The sequence below is a fragment of the Achromobacter spanius genome (assembly GCF_039673305.1).
GTDB classification, from domain to species: domain Bacteria; phylum Pseudomonadota; class Gammaproteobacteria; order Burkholderiales; family Burkholderiaceae_B; genus Achromobacter; species Achromobacter spanius_F.
Genome location: NZ_JBDJLJ010000056.1, coordinates 1 through 15,861 on the forward strand (window position 1 = coordinate 1; position 15,861 = coordinate 15,861).

Here is a 15,861-nt window from a genome sequence, read left to right on the forward strand (position 1 = left end):
ACCTAAAGAACCCTGCTCGTCGAAGCGTCCTTAAAGCTGAAGCCAAACACGCCCGGTGTGGCGTGGGTGTGGGGTGGGCGGGGCGTTTAGGTGCGCCCGACGGAATCCGAAGGCAGCCGCCGGAGGCGGCAACGAGGATGAGGACGGGGTAGTCCGGAGCGAAGGCTCCGGACCGCAACCGGAGCCCCGCCCACCCCAGGCCCACGCCACACCGGGCGACTAAAGAACTCCTCGGCCCGCACCAATAACGCACCAGCAATCACGAAAAAAAGGACCGCCTACAACAGGCAGTCCCCCTGCGAAGCCGAAAGAATATCCCTTCAGGCAATCCCCTCAAACTCCTTCAGCAAAGGCGCCAACTCCTTCCGCAGTGCAGCCTGCAATCCATCGGCCGGCGCCACCAGCGGATCCAGCACTTCCGGCGCATTCACGCCGATCAGGTCCATCACCGACTTCATCGGCCCCGGATTCGTCTCCGCGAACGCCAGATTCATCAGCGGAATCAGGCGCCGATGCAGCGCCATCGACTCCCGCGTGCGGCCCGACGCACCCAGCTCATATACCTTTTGCCATGCAGTGGGCAGCAGGCTGGCCGTCACCACGATCCCGCCGCGCGCGCCCGCCGCCAGATGCACCGGCAGCAGCGTGTCTTCCCCGCTGAACACCGCGAACGACTCATCCACCCCTGCCACCGTGCGCAGGAAATGGTACATGTCCGTATTGCAGGCCTTCATGCCGATGATGTTCTCGTGCCGCGACAGCTCGTGCAGCACCTCCGGCGCGATCGCGATGCGGGTTCGGTAAGGGATCTCGTAGATCATCACCGGCAGCGGCGATGCGTCCGCATAGCGCAGGAAATACTCGCGGATGCCCGCCTGTGTCGGCGTCGTGTAGTAGGGCGTCAGCACCATCAGCGCGTCCGCGCCCGCGTCGGCGAACTCCTGGCCTGCCTGCAGGGCGTCGTGAAAGCCGGGGTCCAGCACGCCCGGGATCACCGGCACGCTGCCTGCCACGGCGTCCACCGTCAGCTTGCACATGCGGATGCGTTCCGCGCGGGCCAGCGCGCCGTATTCGCCGGTGCCGCCCAGCGGGACGATGCCGTTGATTCCCTGCTTGAGCAGGTAGGCGATCAGCGCCTGCGCGGCGGGGACGTTGATCGTGTCGTCGGCGTTGACGGGGGTCGGGATGGCGGGGAAGACTCCGCGCAGTTGGGTTGCGTTCAGCATATTGCGAATCCTAGAGGGTGAAACAAGCGCGGATCAGTTGGCCAGGCTGCGGCGGCGCAGTCGGTCGGCCAGCCAGATCAGCGCGGCAATGAAAATGAAAAGGCAGGTCGAGACCGCGGCGATCACCGGAGAGATCTGCAGCGTCACCTCGTCCCAGAATTGCTTCGGAAGCGTCGCGTTCAGGCCGCCCGAGGCGAACAGCGCGATCGTCAGCTCGTCGAACGACGTCGCGAACGCGAAGAGGAACGACGACAAGAGGCCCGCGCTCAGGATCGGGAAAGTCACGAAGCGCAGCGTCGACCACGGGCCCGCGCCCAGGCTTTGCGCCGCCAGGTCCAGGCGCGTGTCATAGTTGCGCAGCACCGCCATCATGGTGATCACCACGTAAGGCACCGCCACCACCGTGTGCGCCAGGATCAGGCCGATCGTCGAGCCCACCAGGCCGACGCGGGCGAAGAAATAGAACATGCCCACGGCGATGATCATGCGCGGCACCACGATGGGCGACAGCACGAAGGCCAGCATCGCCGACTTGCCCCGCATGTTCGCGCGCACCAGCAGGAAGGCGGCCGGCGTGCCGATCAGCATCGCCAGGAAGCCCGTGCCCACACCCACGATCAGCGAACGCGTGATCGCCTGCATCCACACCGGCGACGTGAACATCTGCTCGTACCACTGCAGCGAAAAGCCCTTGGGCGGCCACGTGAGGCCCGAGCCGGAATCGAACGACAGCGGGATCATCAGGAATGCGGGGGCGGACAGGAACGCCAGCACCAGCAGCACGATCCACCACAGGGTGCGCGACTGGCCCGTGCCCGACACCGACCGGCGCAGGCGCTTGGGCAGCAGCGCGAACAGCGCGTCCGATACGTTGGCCAGCACCGTCAGCACCGCATCGCCCGCGCGGCGCGACAGGCTCTCCTTGCCCGACGCGCGCACGCGCGTGGAGGCGCCGCCGGTCATCGTCGACAGGCCCAGCACCTTGTCGTAGATGGCGAACACCACCAGCACCACCACCAGCAGCAGCACCGACACGGCGCCCGCGAACTCCCAGTTCAGCGTCTGCTGCACCTGGTCGATGATGATCTGCGTGATCATCGTTTCCTTGCGTCCGCCCAGCAGCGCGGGCGTGATGAAGAAGCCGATGGCGGTCACGAACACCATGATCGCCGCGGCGGCCACGCCGGGCATCGACAGCGGAAAGTAGATCTTCCAGAACGCGGTGCCCGGGCGGGCGCCCAGCGTGGACGCGGCGCGCGGCAGGTTGCGGTCGATGTTTTCCATGACCGACAGCATCGTCAGCACCGCCAGGGGCATCAGTGCATGCACCATGCCCACCAGCACGCTGCCGAAGTTGTAGAGCAGGTTGGCCGGCGCATCCAGGATGCCCAGGGCCTGCAGCAGCTGGTTCACCACGCCGTTCCTGCCCAGCAGCACCACCCAGGCGAACGTGCGCACCAAAAAGCTGGTCCAGAACGACAGCAGCACCCAGAACAGCAGGGATGTCTTGCGCCTGGCCGACAGGCTGGAGATCAGGTAGGCAACCGGATAGCCTGCCACCACGGAGAAGAACGTCGTCCACAGCGAGATCTTCAGCGTGATGAGCAGCACGTTCACGTAGACCGACGACTCGAACAGCTTGTGGTATTGCGCCAGGCTGAAGCCTTTTTCGCCAAAGACGCTCAACAGCAACAGCTGCCCCACCGGGTAGATGAGCAGTACGACGAGCAGCAGGACCAGCGGGGCCGCCATCAGGAAATGGCGGCGGCCCTGGCTCATGCGCTTACGGGGAGTAGCAAGGGTTGTCATGCGATCACTCCGCGATGGCCACCGCGTCCGCGGCCAGCCAGCTCACCGATAGCGGCTGGCCGATTTCGTAGTGTTCGGCCTGGCGCTGCGTCGGGTAGGCCACCACGACCGGTTCGGCGTCGGCCACGCCCGTGTCCAGATACAGCTTGGTCAGGCTGCCCGTCACCATCACGTCCAGCAGCTTGCCGGTCAGGGCCGGGCCCGCGCTGCCATTGCCGCCGGCGGCGCTGACGCTCAGGTTCTGGGGGCGCAGCATCACCGTGACCTTCTGGCCGGCCTTGATGGGCGCGCCGTTGGACAAGGCCTGGCCGGTCACGCCCTGATGGGCGAGCTGGACGGAGAGCGTCTCGCCGTCGACCGCCGTCACCACGCCCCGCAGCAGGTTCGATTCGCCCAGGAAGTCCGCGACGAACAGCGTGCGCGGACGGAAATACAGGTCGGCCGGCGTGCCCAACTGTTCGATCGCGCCGCCATTCATCAGGCAGATGCGGTCGGACATCGTCATGGCTTCTTCCTGGTCATGCGTCACGTAGACGATGGTCGTGCCCAGTTCGCGGTGGATGCGCTTGATCTCAAGCTGCATCTGGTCGCGCAGCTTCTTGTCCAGCGCGCCCAGCGGTTCGTCCATCAGGATGATCGCGGGGCGGTAGACCATGCAGCGGGCCAGCGCGATGCGCTGCTGCTGGCCGCCCGACAGTTCGCGCGGCAGGCGCGCCGCCACGTGCGGCAGGCGCACCATCTCCAGCGCCTCGAGCGCGCGGCGGCGCGCCTCGGCCCCCGGCACCTTGCGCATCTTCAGCGGGAACGCGATGTTCTCCTCGATGGTCATGTGCGGGAACAGCGCGTAGTTCTGGAACACCATGCCGATATCGCGCTCGTAGGGCGCGCCGTAGGTCACGTCCGCGCCGTCGATCAGCACGCGGCCTTCATCGGGCTGGGCCAGGCCGGCGATCAGGCTCAGCAGGGTGGTCTTGCCGGAACCCGACGGACCCAGCAGGGTCAGGAACTCGCCGCGGGCGACGTCCAGGTGCGTGGGCGCCAGCGCGACGAAATCGCCGTAGCGTTTGCCCAGGCCCGAGATTTGCAGATTGGAAGAAGACATGGTGTTCGACAGAAAGAAAAAATGGCCCCGCGCCGCCCGGGAAGGGGCGGGCGCGGTCAAGAGGCTTACTTCAGGACCCAGCCGTTGAAGCGTTCGATCACGTCGCGCTGCTTGTCCAGCCAGTACGCCGCATTGATGTGCAGGCCCGTCTTTATGTTGTCCGGATGCGTGGGGCAGTTGCGCGCCACGTCGGCCTTGATGTAGTCGAACGCGGCCGGCTGCGTGACGCCCGCGGCGAAGTACTCGACCAGCGCGGCCTGGCGCTTGGGGTCGGACGCGAACTTGATGAACTCGCGGCAGGCGTCGGCGTTGGGGGTGCCCTTCAGGATCGACCAGTTGTCGCAGCCCCAGATGTTCTGGTCCCACACGATCTGCACCGGCGCGCCGTTGGCGATGGCCGATTGCGCGCGCGACACCCAGGTGGCGATCATGTCCACTTCGCCGGAGCCGAGCATCTGCTCGACCTGGGCGCCGGTGTTCCACCACACGTCCACCGACGGCTTGACCTTGTCCAGGCTGGCCAGCGCGCGGTCGATGTCGCAGGGATAGACCTTGTCGGTCGCCACGCCGTCGGCCATCAGCGCTTCCTCGATGGTGTCGAAGGGATGCTTGCGCAGGCCGCGGCGGCCCGGGATGTCCTTGACGTTCCAGAAGTCGGCCCACGAGGCCGGCGCGCGGCGTCCCTTGAAGGCGTCCGTGCGGTAGGCCAGCACCGTGGTGTAGACGTTGTTGCCCACGCCGTACGGCGACATGTACTGCTTGGGGATGGTAGCGACGACGGGGTCGGATTCCAGGCCGTGCTTTTCCAGATAGACCTTGCCGCCCTCGGTCAGCATCAGGATGGCGGGCTGACTGATCTTGGCCATGTCCCAGGTGTAGTTGCCCGTGTCCACCATGCTGCGGATCTGCGCGGTGGGTTCGGCGTTGGCCTGCACGCCCACCACCTGGATGCCGGTGGCTTCCGTGAAGGGCTTGTAGAACACCGCGCCATAGGCCTTGCTGTAGATGCCGCCGTCGTCGCGCACGACGATGCGCTTGGAGGCCGCGCGCGATGGCGTCCAGATCATGGGCATGGCCAGGGCGGCCGCGCCGGCGGCGACGGTTTTCAGCGCGTTGCGGCGCGAGGCGTTGTGGAAGGTCGATTTCATGGAAGACTCCTGCGGGTCAGGGACGACGGATCAAGAACGACGGCTCAAGGCAGCAAGCGGCCGGGATTGAAGAGATTCGTGGGATCGAACGTGGCTTTCAGCGCGCGCATCATGTCCAGTTCGACGGGCGACTTGTAATGCCCCATCTCGGCCAGCGACGTGCGGCCCACGCCGTGTTCGGCGCTGAAGGTGCCGCCCAGCGCATCGGCCACGTCGTTGACGGCGCGGCGGATGGCGGCGGCCATGGCGTCGCGGTCGGGCAGGGCGTTCCACGCGTCGAACGTGAAGAACGGAATGAAGTGGACATTGCCATCGCCCAGATGGGCCACGATCAGCACGGGCAGGTCCGGCACCAGGCGGCGCACGGCGACGGTGGCTTCATCGATGAAGCGCGGCACGCTGGACACGGGTACGGCGCTGTCGGTGGTCAGGCCGACGCCTGCCTTCTTGTTGCCTTCCGACACGCTGTGGCGCACTTCCCAGAGCGCGGCGCGCTGGGTGTCGTTGCTGGCGACGACGGCGTCGTGCAGCAGGCCCTTTTCGGATGCCTGCTCCAGGATCTGCTGCAGCAGGTCCTGCAGGCCGGCGCCATCGCCGGTGTCGGACAGTTCCACCAGCACGTGCCAGGGATGCGCGCCGGCCAGCGGATTCTTGCGGCCGGGCACGTGCTCCATCACGACGTCCAGCTGGTTGCTGTCGATCATCTCGAAGGCCGACAGGCGCGATCCGCAGGCGTGCTGGAACAGGCCCAGGATGTCCAGCGCGGCCTGCGGGCTGTCGGGCGCCAGCCACGCCACGGCATGGGCGGTCGGCAGCGGATGCAGCTTGAGCACGGCGGCGGTGACGATGCCCATCGTGCCTTCGGCGCCGATGAACAGGTGCTTCAGGTCGAAGCCCGTGTTGTTCTTGCGCAGGGCGGTCATGCCGTTCCAGATGCGGCCGTCCGGCAGCACGACTTCCAGGCCCAGGATGTTGTCGCGCGTGTTGCCGTAGCGCAGTACGCCAGTGCCGCCGGCGTTGGTGGCGATGGTGCCGCCGATCTGGCACGAGCCTTCGGCGCCCAGGCTGATCGGATACAGGCGGCCGCTGGCGGCGGCGGCTTCCTGCACCGTGGCCAGCACGCAGCCGGCTTCGACTTGCATGGAATTGTTCGCCGCGTCGACGCCGCGGATCTTGCGCATGCGGGACAGGTTCACGATGACGGGCGGCGTGCCGTCGGCGGCCGGCACCGCGCCGCCGCACAGGCTGGTGTTGCCGCCCTGCGGCAGCACGGGCGTGGCGTACTGGTTGCACAGGCGCACGACGTCGGCCACCTGTTGCGTGGTGCCCGGCAGGGCGACGCACAGCGCGGGGCCCTTGTACCGGCCGCGCCAGTCTTCGGTGTAGCCGGCCGTGTCGGCCTCGGTTTGAAGGATGGCGTCCTGGCCCAGGGCCTGGGTCAACGCGTCTAGCAGGGTGATGCCGTTGGTCATGTCTGTGGTCCCGGATGGGGCTGGGGGAGTCGTTCAAACCCCGAGCGCATTGAGGCACAGCATACGATTACTTAAATCGCTTTTCGATTTGATCAATCGTATATCGATTGATTCTAGGGTATGTCCTAGGAGAGAAGGCACACCGTTCAGGAGGCCCGCCGCGCCCTCAAAACGCCGGGGACCCGCATTCTGGCAAGGTTTTCGCCATCGGTCCCGGCCTTCGTCCAGCATCTGCAACGTCTAATGGCTGTCCCTGATTGCGATCTTTAAAATGATCGAAATACAATCGATATATGCGAAATGCAATTTTCATTTCGCTGTCCAACCCAAGGAAGGAACATGCTTCCCAGCGTGATGGAGTACCGGCGGCACGCGCAAAGGCGGCTGCCCCGGCTGGCATTCGATTATCTGGAAGGCGGCGCCGAGGACGGCCTCACGCTGGCGCGCAACACGGCGGCCTATGCCGGCCTGGAGTTCCGCCCGGATGTGCTGGTGGACGTGACGGACTGCAGCCTGGACGTGTCCGTCCTGGGCGCGACCGCCGCCATGCCCGCGATCGTGGGCCCCACCGGCCTGAATGGCCTGTTCTGGCCCGAGGCCGACGTGCATCTGGCGCGCGCCGCGCAGCGGGCGGGCCTGCCTTTTGTGCTGTCCACCGCGTCCACGTCCCTGCTGGAGCACGTGCGCGCCGCCACCGCCGGTGAACTCTGGCTTCAGTTGTACGTGCAGCGGGACCGCCGCATCGCGGAGCATCTGATGGACCGCGCGTGGCAGAACGGCTATACGGTGCTGTTCCTGACCGTGGACGTGCCGGTGCACGGCAACCGCGACCACGACAAGCGCAACGGTTTCAAGCTGCCGCTGCGGCCGTCGCCCCGCCTGCTGCTGGACCTGGCGGCGCATCCGGGCTGGTGCTGGCGGATGCTGCGCCACGGCGGGCCGCAGTTGAAGAACCTGGCCGTCAGTTCCAATGCGCGGGAAAACATCACCGAGCAGGCGTCCGCCCTGAGCCGCCAGATGGACCTGGCGCTGACCTGGGACGATATCGCCTGGCTGCGCCGCGCCTGGCGCGGACGCATCGTCATCAAGGGCATCCAGGGCCTGGCCGATGCGCGCCGCGCGCAGGCGCACGGCGTGGACGGCATCGTCCTGTCCAACCACGGCGGCCGCCAGCTCGAAAGCGCGCCGTGCCCGCTGGATGTGCTGCCTGAGGTCGTTGCGGAACTGGGGCAGTCGCTGGAGATCCTGGTGGACGGCGGCGTGCGCCGCGGCAGCGATATCGCCAAGGCCGTGGCGCTGGGCGCGCGCGCGGTGCTGTTGGGACGCGCGCCCCTGTACGGGCTGGCGGGCCGGGGACCGAAGGGCGCGCATGAGGTGCTGGCCATTCTGCGCGCGGAACTGGAAAATACCCTTAGACTGCTGGGCCGCAACCGCATCGGCGCGCTTGACGCCGCCGCGGTGCGCAAGCGCTGACCCGTCTTGCAATCCATTCTCTGGAACAAAAAGCATCATGCGTGAAAAGATCGTTTTCATCGGCGGCGGCAATATGGCCTCCGCCATCATCGACGGCTTGCTCGGCCAGGGCCGGGCACTGGCCGACTTCCTGGTGATCGAGCCCTACGCGCCCACGCGCGAAGCGCTGACCGCGCGCGGCCTGCCGTGCCGCGAAAACGTCGGCCCGGACATCGGTGACGCCGCGCTGTGCGTGCTGGCCACCAAGCCCCAGGTGCTGCGCGAGGCCTGCGGACAGATCCGCCAGCACCTGCCGTCCGCCGCCACCGTGGTCAGCATTGCCGCGGGCGTTGAGCTGGCCTCGCTGGCTGACTGGCTGGGCGGGCATGCGCGCATCGTGCGAGCCATGCCCAACACGCCGGCCAAGGTGGGCCTGGGCATGACCGGCCTGTACGCCACGCCGGCCTGCGGCAAGGCCGAACGCGATCAGGTCGATGCGCTGTTCGCCGCCGTGGGCGAACGCATCTGGACCGACAGCGAAGCCATGATCGACGCCGTCACCGCGGTGACGGGCAGTGGTCCCGGCTACGTGTTCCACTTCATGGCGGCGCTGGAAAAGGGCGCCGTCGAACTGGGCTTCGCGCCCGCCGACGCGCGCCGGCTGGCGGTCGCGGCATTCCGCGGCGCGGCGGGGCTGGCCGCCAGCGAAGACGTGCCGCTGACCGAACTGCAGGAGCGCGTCACGTCCAAGGGCGGCACGACCTACGCGGCGCTGTCGCACATGCAGGAAGCGGGCGTGGCCGCGGCCATCGTCCAGGCCGTGCACAAGGCCGAGCAGCGCGCGCGCGAACTCTCCGCGGGATAGGCGGGTCCGCGCGCCAACAGGCGCGCGGCTCCCGCGGCGTGGCTCCAAGGATCGGGCGCGCCGTGGGTCCACGCCGCCCCCAAGGGCGGCTCCTATAGTCGGTTCTCCTTGATCCGACCGCCGCGCCAGCGCCGCTGGCGCGGTCCGCCTGCCGCCCCTGTCCTCCGCCACCGCGCTGCTCGCGCTGGGCCTGGCTGGGCTCATCCTCATCTTCTCCCCTTTTCGACGGGTCCGACCGCAACGCGCGCTCCGGGGCAATGGCTTGCTGCTGCTGGCTGCGCTGTGCTGGACCGGCGCGCTTGACGGTCGGGTTCGCATGGGTATATCGTACGATCTATATCGTAAGATACATCTTAAGAGCTAACCATGCGCCAATCCCATTTCCTTGCCGCGTTCCATCGCGCCTTCGAGGACCGCCGCGCCCACGGGCGCCATGGCCATCCTCATCATCACGGGCACGACGCCCATGGCCATCACGGCCATCCCGAACATCACCCTGGCCATCCCGGTCATCATCACGGCCATCCGGAACATCGCCATGGCCATCCCGCCCACGGCGGCCGCCATCACCACCATCGCCACGCCAGCGCGGGCGGCGACTGGTTTTCGGGCTCGCCCGACGGCCGCGGCGACGCCGACGGCTTCGGTGGCGACGGCCGGGGCTTCACCCGCAGCCGCAAGGTCTCGGGCGACGATCTGCAGCTCATGCTGCTGGGCCTGCTGGAGCAGAACCCCAGCCATGGCTATGAACTCATCAAGGCGCTGGGCGCGCTAAGCAATGGCTTCTACACGCCCAGCCCGGGCATGGTCTATCCCGCGCTCACCTACCTGGAAGAGCTGGGCTACGCCACCGTCGAGCAAGAGGGCGCGAAGAAGCGCTACCACCTGTCGGAACCCGGCAGGGCGCACCTGGACGCCAATCGCGACCGCCTGTCGATGATGTTCAACAAGCTCAAGCACGTGGCGCGCAAGATGGACTGGATGCGCCAGGCCTGGAGCGGCCAGCCGCGCGCCACCGGCCCGGAGGGCGAGGATTCCCGCACGGGCTGGCTGCCCGAGTTCGTAGAGGCGCGCCAGGCGATCAAGCGCGCGCTGCTGGAACGCACCGATGCCTCCCCCGCCGAACAACGGCGCATCGCCGCCATCCTGGCGCGCGCCACCGACGAGATCACCGGCAAGTCCGGCGCCTGATCCCGTCCCGATACTTACTGGAGTTCTGATGACCCGTAGCGACCTGAACGTAGAGCGCGTGCGCCACAACCTGAAGATGCGCACGCTGACCGTGGCCCGCGTGGAGCGCATTGCCGGCCTCCTGGCGCGCATCACCTTCACCGGCCAGGACCTGCAGGACTTCGTGTCCGCGTCCTTTGACGACCACGTGAAGATTTTCTTCCCCGCTGACCCCGCGCAAGCCCCGGTCCTGCCCACCGTCGGCGCCGACGGCATCAAGTTTCCGGCGGGAGCGGCCAGGCCGGCCGCGCGCGACTACACGCCGCGCCGCTTCGACGCGGCGCGCCAGGAACTGGAAATTGAGTTCGTGTTGCACGGCGACGGCCCTGCGTCGACCTGGGCCGAGCAGGCCAGGGCCGGCCAGCAATTGGGTATCGGCGGCCCGCGTGGTTCCTTCGTGGTGCCCAAGGCGTTCGACTGGCATGTGCTGATCGGCGACGAAACCGCGCTGCCCGCCATCGCGCGGCGCCTGGAAGAACTGCCCGCGTCGGCGCAGGCCCTGGTGCTGATCGAAGTGCCCGCCGAGTCCAACCAGATCCCGCTGACCACTTCCGCCCAGGCGTCCGTGCGCTGGCTCCACCGCAACGGCACCGCGCCGGGATACAGCACCCTGCTGCTTGAAGCCGCACGCGAACTGACGCTGCCGCCGGGCGAAGGCTATGTGTGGGTGGCGGCGGAATCGGCCACGGCCAAGGCCGTGCGCGAGATCATGGTCGCGCAGCACGGCATCGACAAGAGCCGCATCCGCGCCGCCAGCTACTGGAAGCGCGGCGCGGTGGCCGTGCACGAATCGCACGACGACTGAACGCCGCGCGCGTCATTCCCGGCGCGGGGCGCGGGCCAGCGCCTGCAGGTTCGCGGCGCGTCCGCCGGGCGCGTCCTGCCGGACCGCCAGCCCCAGCACCGCGCGCGGCCAGTCCAGCGCGAAAGGGCGGTAGACCACGCCGTCCGGCCGCAGGTGGCGCAAGGATGCGGGCACGATGGCCACGCCCATGCCGGCCGCCACCAGGTTCACCGCCGACGACAACTGCGGCGCCTGTTGACCGATCAGCGGATTCAGGCCGTGCTGGCGGCACGCCGCCATGATGTCCGCGCTGAGCCCATAGCCCGACTTGCGCGAATACAGGATGAAGTGTTCGCGCGCCAGGTCCGCCGGCGCAAGGCGCTTGCGCCGCGCCAGCGCATGTCCCAGCGGCAGCGCCACGACCAGCGGTTCCTGCACCAGTTGGGTGAACGCCAGCCCGCCCTCCAGCGCGAAGGGCGGTCGCACGAATGCGGCGTCTATCGCCCCATCGCGCAACTGCGCCACCAGCGTTTCGCTATCGCCTTGCGACAGCGTCATTTCCACTTCCGGGTAAAGCGCGCGGTACTGGCGGATCAGCTCGGTCACCACGCCGTTGAACGACGCGGACTCCGTGAAGCCCAGCGTCAGTTCGCCGACTTCGCCGCGCGCGGCGCGCCGGGCCGTGCGCACGGCGGCATCCGCGCGTTGCAGGATGTCCTGCGCGCACGCCAGAAACGCCCGCCCCGCGTCGTTCAGCGCGACGCCGCGCCCCGTGCGGTTGAACAGCGGCGTGCCCACTTCCTGCTCCAGCTGGCGGATCTGCTGGCTGAGCGGCGGCTGCGCCATGCCCAGCAGTTCGGCCGCGCGCGTGAAGTGCTGGGCTTCGGCCGTGACGACGAAATAGCGAAGGTGGCGCAGTTCCATATCGATATCTATAAAGTCCTGTTTATCAATTTTCCATATATTGGACATTCTAGTTCGGCGGGCAGATCATGCGGACATCCCCGCCATCGCATTGAAGGAACCCGCATGACTTCGCCGCTTACTCCCGCCGCCCAGTTGCGCCAGCGCCTGTCCCAGGAGATTGTCGTGGCGCCCGGCGCCTACGACGGCATGTCCGCCCGGCTTGTCGCCGCCGCCGGCTTTTCCGCCGTGTACGCCAGCGGCGGCGCCATCGCGCGTGCGGCGGGCTATCCCGACATCGGCCTGCTCAGCTTCACCGAAGTCATGGACCGCGTCGAGAAAATCGTCGATGCCAGCGGCCTGCCCGTGGTGGCGGACGCGGACACCGGATTCGGCGGTTCGGCCAATGTGGAGCGCACGGTGCGCATCATGGAGCGCGCGGGCGTCGCCGCGTTCCATATCGAGGACCAGTCCTTCCCCAAGCGCTGCGGCCACCTGGACGACAAGAGCCTGGTGGACGCCGAAGAAATGTGCCGCAAGGTCCACATCGCGCGCCAGACGCTGGCCAATGCCGACACGCTGGTCATCGCGCGCACCGACGCCATTGCGGTGGAAGGGTTCGACGCGGCCATCGCGCGGGCCGAGCGCTACCTGAAGGCGGGCGCCGACATGATCTTCGTCGAAGCGCCCGAAACGCTGGAACAGATCCGCGCCATCGCCGACCGCCTGCCTGGCCTGAAGCTGATCAACATGTTCTACGGCGGCAAGACGCCGCTGGTGCCGCTACCGGACCTGGCCGCCATGGGCTACCGCCTGGCGATCATCCCGTCCGACCTGCAGCGCGCCGCCATCCATGCCATGCAGGCCACCCTGGCGGCCATCCGGCAGACGGGCGACAGCAGCGCGCTGGCGGACCGCCTGACCAGCTTCAAGGAGCGTGAAGAGATCGTGCAGACCCGCCGCTATCTGGCGCTGGACGCTCAGTAGGCGCGGGACTCCGGCCGGCCCTTGCAGCCCTGCGGCATGCGCAGCGGCCACAGGCGCTGGCCGGCTGCGCCGTACAACGTGCGGATGCCGCACTGCATCTGCACGCGCGCAAGCGTCTGGCCCGCGTTGTCGATGATCCGCGAGTCGTCTTCGGTGGACACCACCGCGCGCTGGTTCGCGAAGCCCGACAAGGCCCGGAACTCGGCCGCGATGGCGAACTCGCCGTCGCCGTTCACGTAGCCATAGCTGCGGTCGGCGCTGGCGGGCGCGAGGCCCTCGCGCATCGGGCCCAGCGCCTCGAAGGCCGGACCCATCAGCGCGCCCTTGGCGTCCACCCAGCGCACGCCGCCGCCGGAGAGCTGCGTCACGGCGCGTCCCTCGGAAAACGCGGACGCCATGCCCTCGACCGTGAGCCGGGGCTTGCCCGCAAGGTCGGTGTAGTCGGTCATGGCGCCGCGGTCCGCCGTGTGATGGCGGATCAGCATGCCGGCGCCCTGCGGCCAGCTCCAATCGCCCTTGGGCAGCGTCGCCAGGATCTTGCCGTTGGCGTCGATCACGCGCGTGCCCGCGGCGTCCGCCGTGAGCGCCCGTGCAGGCGAGCCGTGGAACGCGGTTCCGCTCGTGGCCGCGGGCTCGATCTGCCAGCTTCCCTTGCTGTTCAGGTAGCCCTGGCGGTCGGCACGGCGGATCTCCATCCAGTCGCCCAGGCGGACGTAGTCGGCGTCCTTCATGTCCAGCGCGTCCGCGCCGTCCGGCGAGATGATCCAGCGGCGCTCGCTGGTGCCCGCGCTGACGGAACCATCGCCGAAGTCGCCGACCTGCAGTCCGCGCAGGTAGGCGGTCAGCGCCTGCCCACGCGTATTGAACACCGCGGCGGGGCGGTCGTATTCGCTCTCTTGCGGGCCGGGCTGCGACACCTTCCACAGCGTGCCGTTCACGCGTTCGGCGCCTTGATGGCTGGCCGGCAGGATCCACCGGCCCTGCAGGTCGATGACGCCGACGCGGCCGGGACCGAGCGAGGCGATTGCCTGGCCGTCCTGGAATTCGTCGATGCTGCGGAACGCGGGCGCGGCCAGCTCCTTGCCGGCCACGAAGTCGTACAGGCCCCATGGGGCGCCGTCGGCCGCCGTCTTCAGGAAGCGGACCACGCCTGGGGCCACGACCTGCGTGTCGAAGTTCTCGGGCAATTCGTAGGTCTTGCCCGCGCGGTCGATCATGCGCACGACGCCGTCGCCGTAGACCTGCGCGTAGCCGTGGCGGAACATGCCGATATGCTGCTGCACCGGCAGGTCCAGCGGCTTGCCGCGCGCGTCCAGCAGCACCATGCCTTCGTCGGTTTCCGCCGCATAGCGCAATTGCTCCGCCTTCATTCCGGCGGCGCCCTCGCTGTCGGCGTCGTCGAGCGGCGTCACGGCGGACCACGACGGATCCGTCACGATGCTGCCGTCCGCCAGCAGCAGGCCTGCCTGCGCGTCGTCGCAGTGGCAATGGCTTTGTCCCAGCAGGCCCAACGGGCCGCCGGGCACCGACGCCGGCAGCGACTGCAGTTGCTGGTTCCGCACCGCCTGCACGGTCTCGGGCTTGAGGACCGCCTTGCCGTCCTGGTCCAGCACATTGAGCAGCGTGCCTTGCGCGTCGGACATCCACAGGTTGCCTTCACGCGTCTGGATGCGGGTCGCGTCCGCCAGCCAGGCGGGCGCCGTGCCCTCGTGCAGCCAGACGCCCTTGGGCGTCAGCAGGCCGGCGGTGCGGCTCGAGCCGTCCACGAACAGCACATAGCCGTCCAGCTCGTCGGTGGCCGACAGCCCGGATCCCAGCGTCACGGGCGACGCTTGGCCCGGCACCAGCGCCATGAGCTTGTCGCCCGAGGGGTACACGATGGTGTCGCCATGACGCTGCGAGGCCTGGCCTTCGTCCTGCGTCAGCGTGGCGACCACCGCGCCTGTCCGGTCCAGCACCGCAAAGCCCGCCCGCCGCGGCAGCGCCGCGCTCCAGAAGGCCTTGCCGACCGGATTCATGCTTTCGTACTGCTGGTCCGCGCCGATCAGCTTGCCCTCCGCGGTCACCATCACGGCGCCTTCCGGCCCATAGCCCGTTGCAAGGCCGCCGCCGTCGTGCGCGTAGATGTCGTCCAGCACCGGCTCCACGACCCACTTCCAGTCTTTGTCGACCACGCCGTACTTGCCTTCGCCGTTGGTGGCGATATACAGGCCTTTGTCGCCCAGCGGCCGGGTGACCACGACGCCGGTTCCGCCGTACCGGCGTTCGCCGGTGGACGAACGGTATTCTTCCTTGTACTGGACCATGGCCCGGGCGGGCACGCCGTCGGACAGGCGCACGGCGCGCACGACATCCTCGAACGGATCGCCCACCGGATTGCCCTGGCGGTCGATCAGCAGCGGCCTGCCGTCCAGCGTGACGACCGCCAGTCCGATCTCGACGAAGTCCTGCACCGCGTCATAGCGCGGGCGCACCGCCATGCGCCCGTTCTTGTCGATGAAGCCCCACTTGCCCTGCCATTGCACGGCGGCCAGGCCGTGGCGGAAGTCGCCCACCGCCTCGAAGATGGGTTCGATCGCGACGCGGCCGTTCTGGTCCAGAAAGCCCCAGGCATGGCGGCGCAGCGAGCCGTTGCGCGGCACGCGGTCGATGTTCTCGATGGCGGAGGGCAGCAGCACGGCGGCGCGGTCGTCGGCCAGGTCGCGGATGCAGCCGTTGCCGAAAGGATTGCGCGCGGCGATATCGTCCGCGGCGGGATAGGCGAGGTATTCCCCTTCCTGCAGGCAATACAGGTGGCCGGACTGCGCCTGCACGGACAGCGATGCGCCCAAGGCGGCAAGGGCGCAGGCAATGCGGGTGGTTCTAAGCGCGCGTGACGTCATG

Annotated in this window: 12 protein-coding genes; 5 read left to right on the forward strand and 7 right to left on the reverse strand. The window is 68.2% G+C overall.

From position 1 onward, the window contains the following. Positions 1–320 precede the first annotated feature (320 nt). The 5 genes from dapA to ABE485_RS26180 form a co-directional block, all read right to left on the reverse strand. A complete protein-coding gene (gene dapA / locus ABE485_RS26160) occupies positions 321–1,226 on the reverse strand; it encodes a 4-hydroxy-tetrahydrodipicolinate synthase (protein ID WP_346518161.1) in 906 nt (301 codons plus the stop codon). A gap of 33 nt (positions 1,227–1,259) precedes the next feature. Continuing rightward, complete coding sequence (locus tag ABE485_RS26165) at positions 1,260–3,035, reverse strand: ABC transporter permease subunit (RefSeq protein WP_346518162.1); 1,776 nt, start codon at positions 3,033–3,035, stop codon at positions 1,260–1,262. 4 nt (positions 3,036–3,039) lie between these two features. After that, the gene (locus ABE485_RS26170; RefSeq protein WP_346518163.1) at positions 3,040–4,137 is read right to left on the reverse strand and encodes an ABC transporter ATP-binding protein; all 1,098 of its coding nucleotides are present in this window, start codon (positions 4,135–4,137) and stop codon (positions 3,040–3,042) included. A 65-nt stretch (positions 4,138–4,202) separates the two neighbouring features. After that, positions 4,203–5,285, reverse strand: a complete 1,083-nt coding sequence (locus tag ABE485_RS26175) for an ABC transporter substrate-binding protein (protein WP_346518164.1) — start codon at positions 5,283–5,285, stop codon at positions 4,203–4,205. Positions 5,286–5,329: 44 nt separating this feature from the next. Continuing rightward, complete coding sequence (locus ABE485_RS26180) at positions 5,330–6,757, reverse strand: FAD-binding oxidoreductase (protein ID WP_346518165.1); 1,428 nt, start codon at positions 6,755–6,757, stop codon at positions 5,330–5,332. Between the two features lie 339 nt (positions 6,758–7,096). Here ABE485_RS26180 and ABE485_RS26185 point away from each other — a divergent pair, with 339 nt between their 5' ends. The 4 genes from ABE485_RS26185 to ABE485_RS26200 all read left to right on the forward strand — a co-directional run bounded on the left by ABE485_RS26185 (position 7,097) and on the right by ABE485_RS26200 (position 11,109). Next, positions 7,097–8,230: an alpha-hydroxy acid oxidase gene (locus ABE485_RS26185; protein WP_346518166.1), complete on the forward strand. Its 1,134-nt coding sequence runs from the start codon at positions 7,097–7,099 to the stop codon at positions 8,228–8,230. 37 nt (positions 8,231–8,267) lie between these two features. Beyond that, on the forward strand, positions 8,268–9,074 hold the full coding sequence (proC, locus tag ABE485_RS26190) for a pyrroline-5-carboxylate reductase (RefSeq protein WP_346518167.1): 807 nt from the start codon (positions 8,268–8,270) through the stop codon (positions 9,072–9,074). A 366-nt stretch (positions 9,075–9,440) separates the two neighbouring features. Next, positions 9,441–10,265 (forward strand): PadR family transcriptional regulator, encoded by an 825-nt coding sequence (locus tag ABE485_RS26195; protein ID WP_346518168.1) that lies wholly within the window; start codon positions 9,441–9,443, stop codon positions 10,263–10,265. A 28-nt stretch (positions 10,266–10,293) separates the two neighbouring features. Further along, on the forward strand, positions 10,294–11,109 hold the full coding sequence (locus ABE485_RS26200) for a siderophore-interacting protein (protein ID WP_346518169.1): 816 nt from the start codon (positions 10,294–10,296) through the stop codon (positions 11,107–11,109). Positions 11,110–11,121: 12 nt separating this feature from the next. Here the strand turns inward: ABE485_RS26200 and ABE485_RS26205 are convergent, their stop codons facing one another. Continuing rightward, positions 11,122–12,012: a LysR family transcriptional regulator gene (locus ABE485_RS26205; protein ID WP_346518170.1), complete on the reverse strand. Its 891-nt coding sequence runs from the start codon at positions 12,010–12,012 to the stop codon at positions 11,122–11,124. 105 nt (positions 12,013–12,117) lie between these two features. Here ABE485_RS26205 and ABE485_RS26210 point away from each other — a divergent pair, with 105 nt between their 5' ends. Next, complete coding sequence (locus ABE485_RS26210; protein ID WP_346518171.1) at positions 12,118–12,978, forward strand: isocitrate lyase/PEP mutase family protein; 861 nt, start codon at positions 12,118–12,120, stop codon at positions 12,976–12,978. Here the strand turns inward: ABE485_RS26210 and ABE485_RS26215 are convergent. After that, positions 12,972–15,860: a WG repeat-containing protein gene (locus tag ABE485_RS26215; RefSeq protein WP_346518172.1), complete on the reverse strand. Its 2,889-nt coding sequence runs from the start codon at positions 15,858–15,860 to the stop codon at positions 12,972–12,974. The two genes, ABE485_RS26210 and ABE485_RS26215, sit on opposite strands and share 7 nt — an antisense overlap. Position 15,861 lies beyond the last annotated feature (1 nt).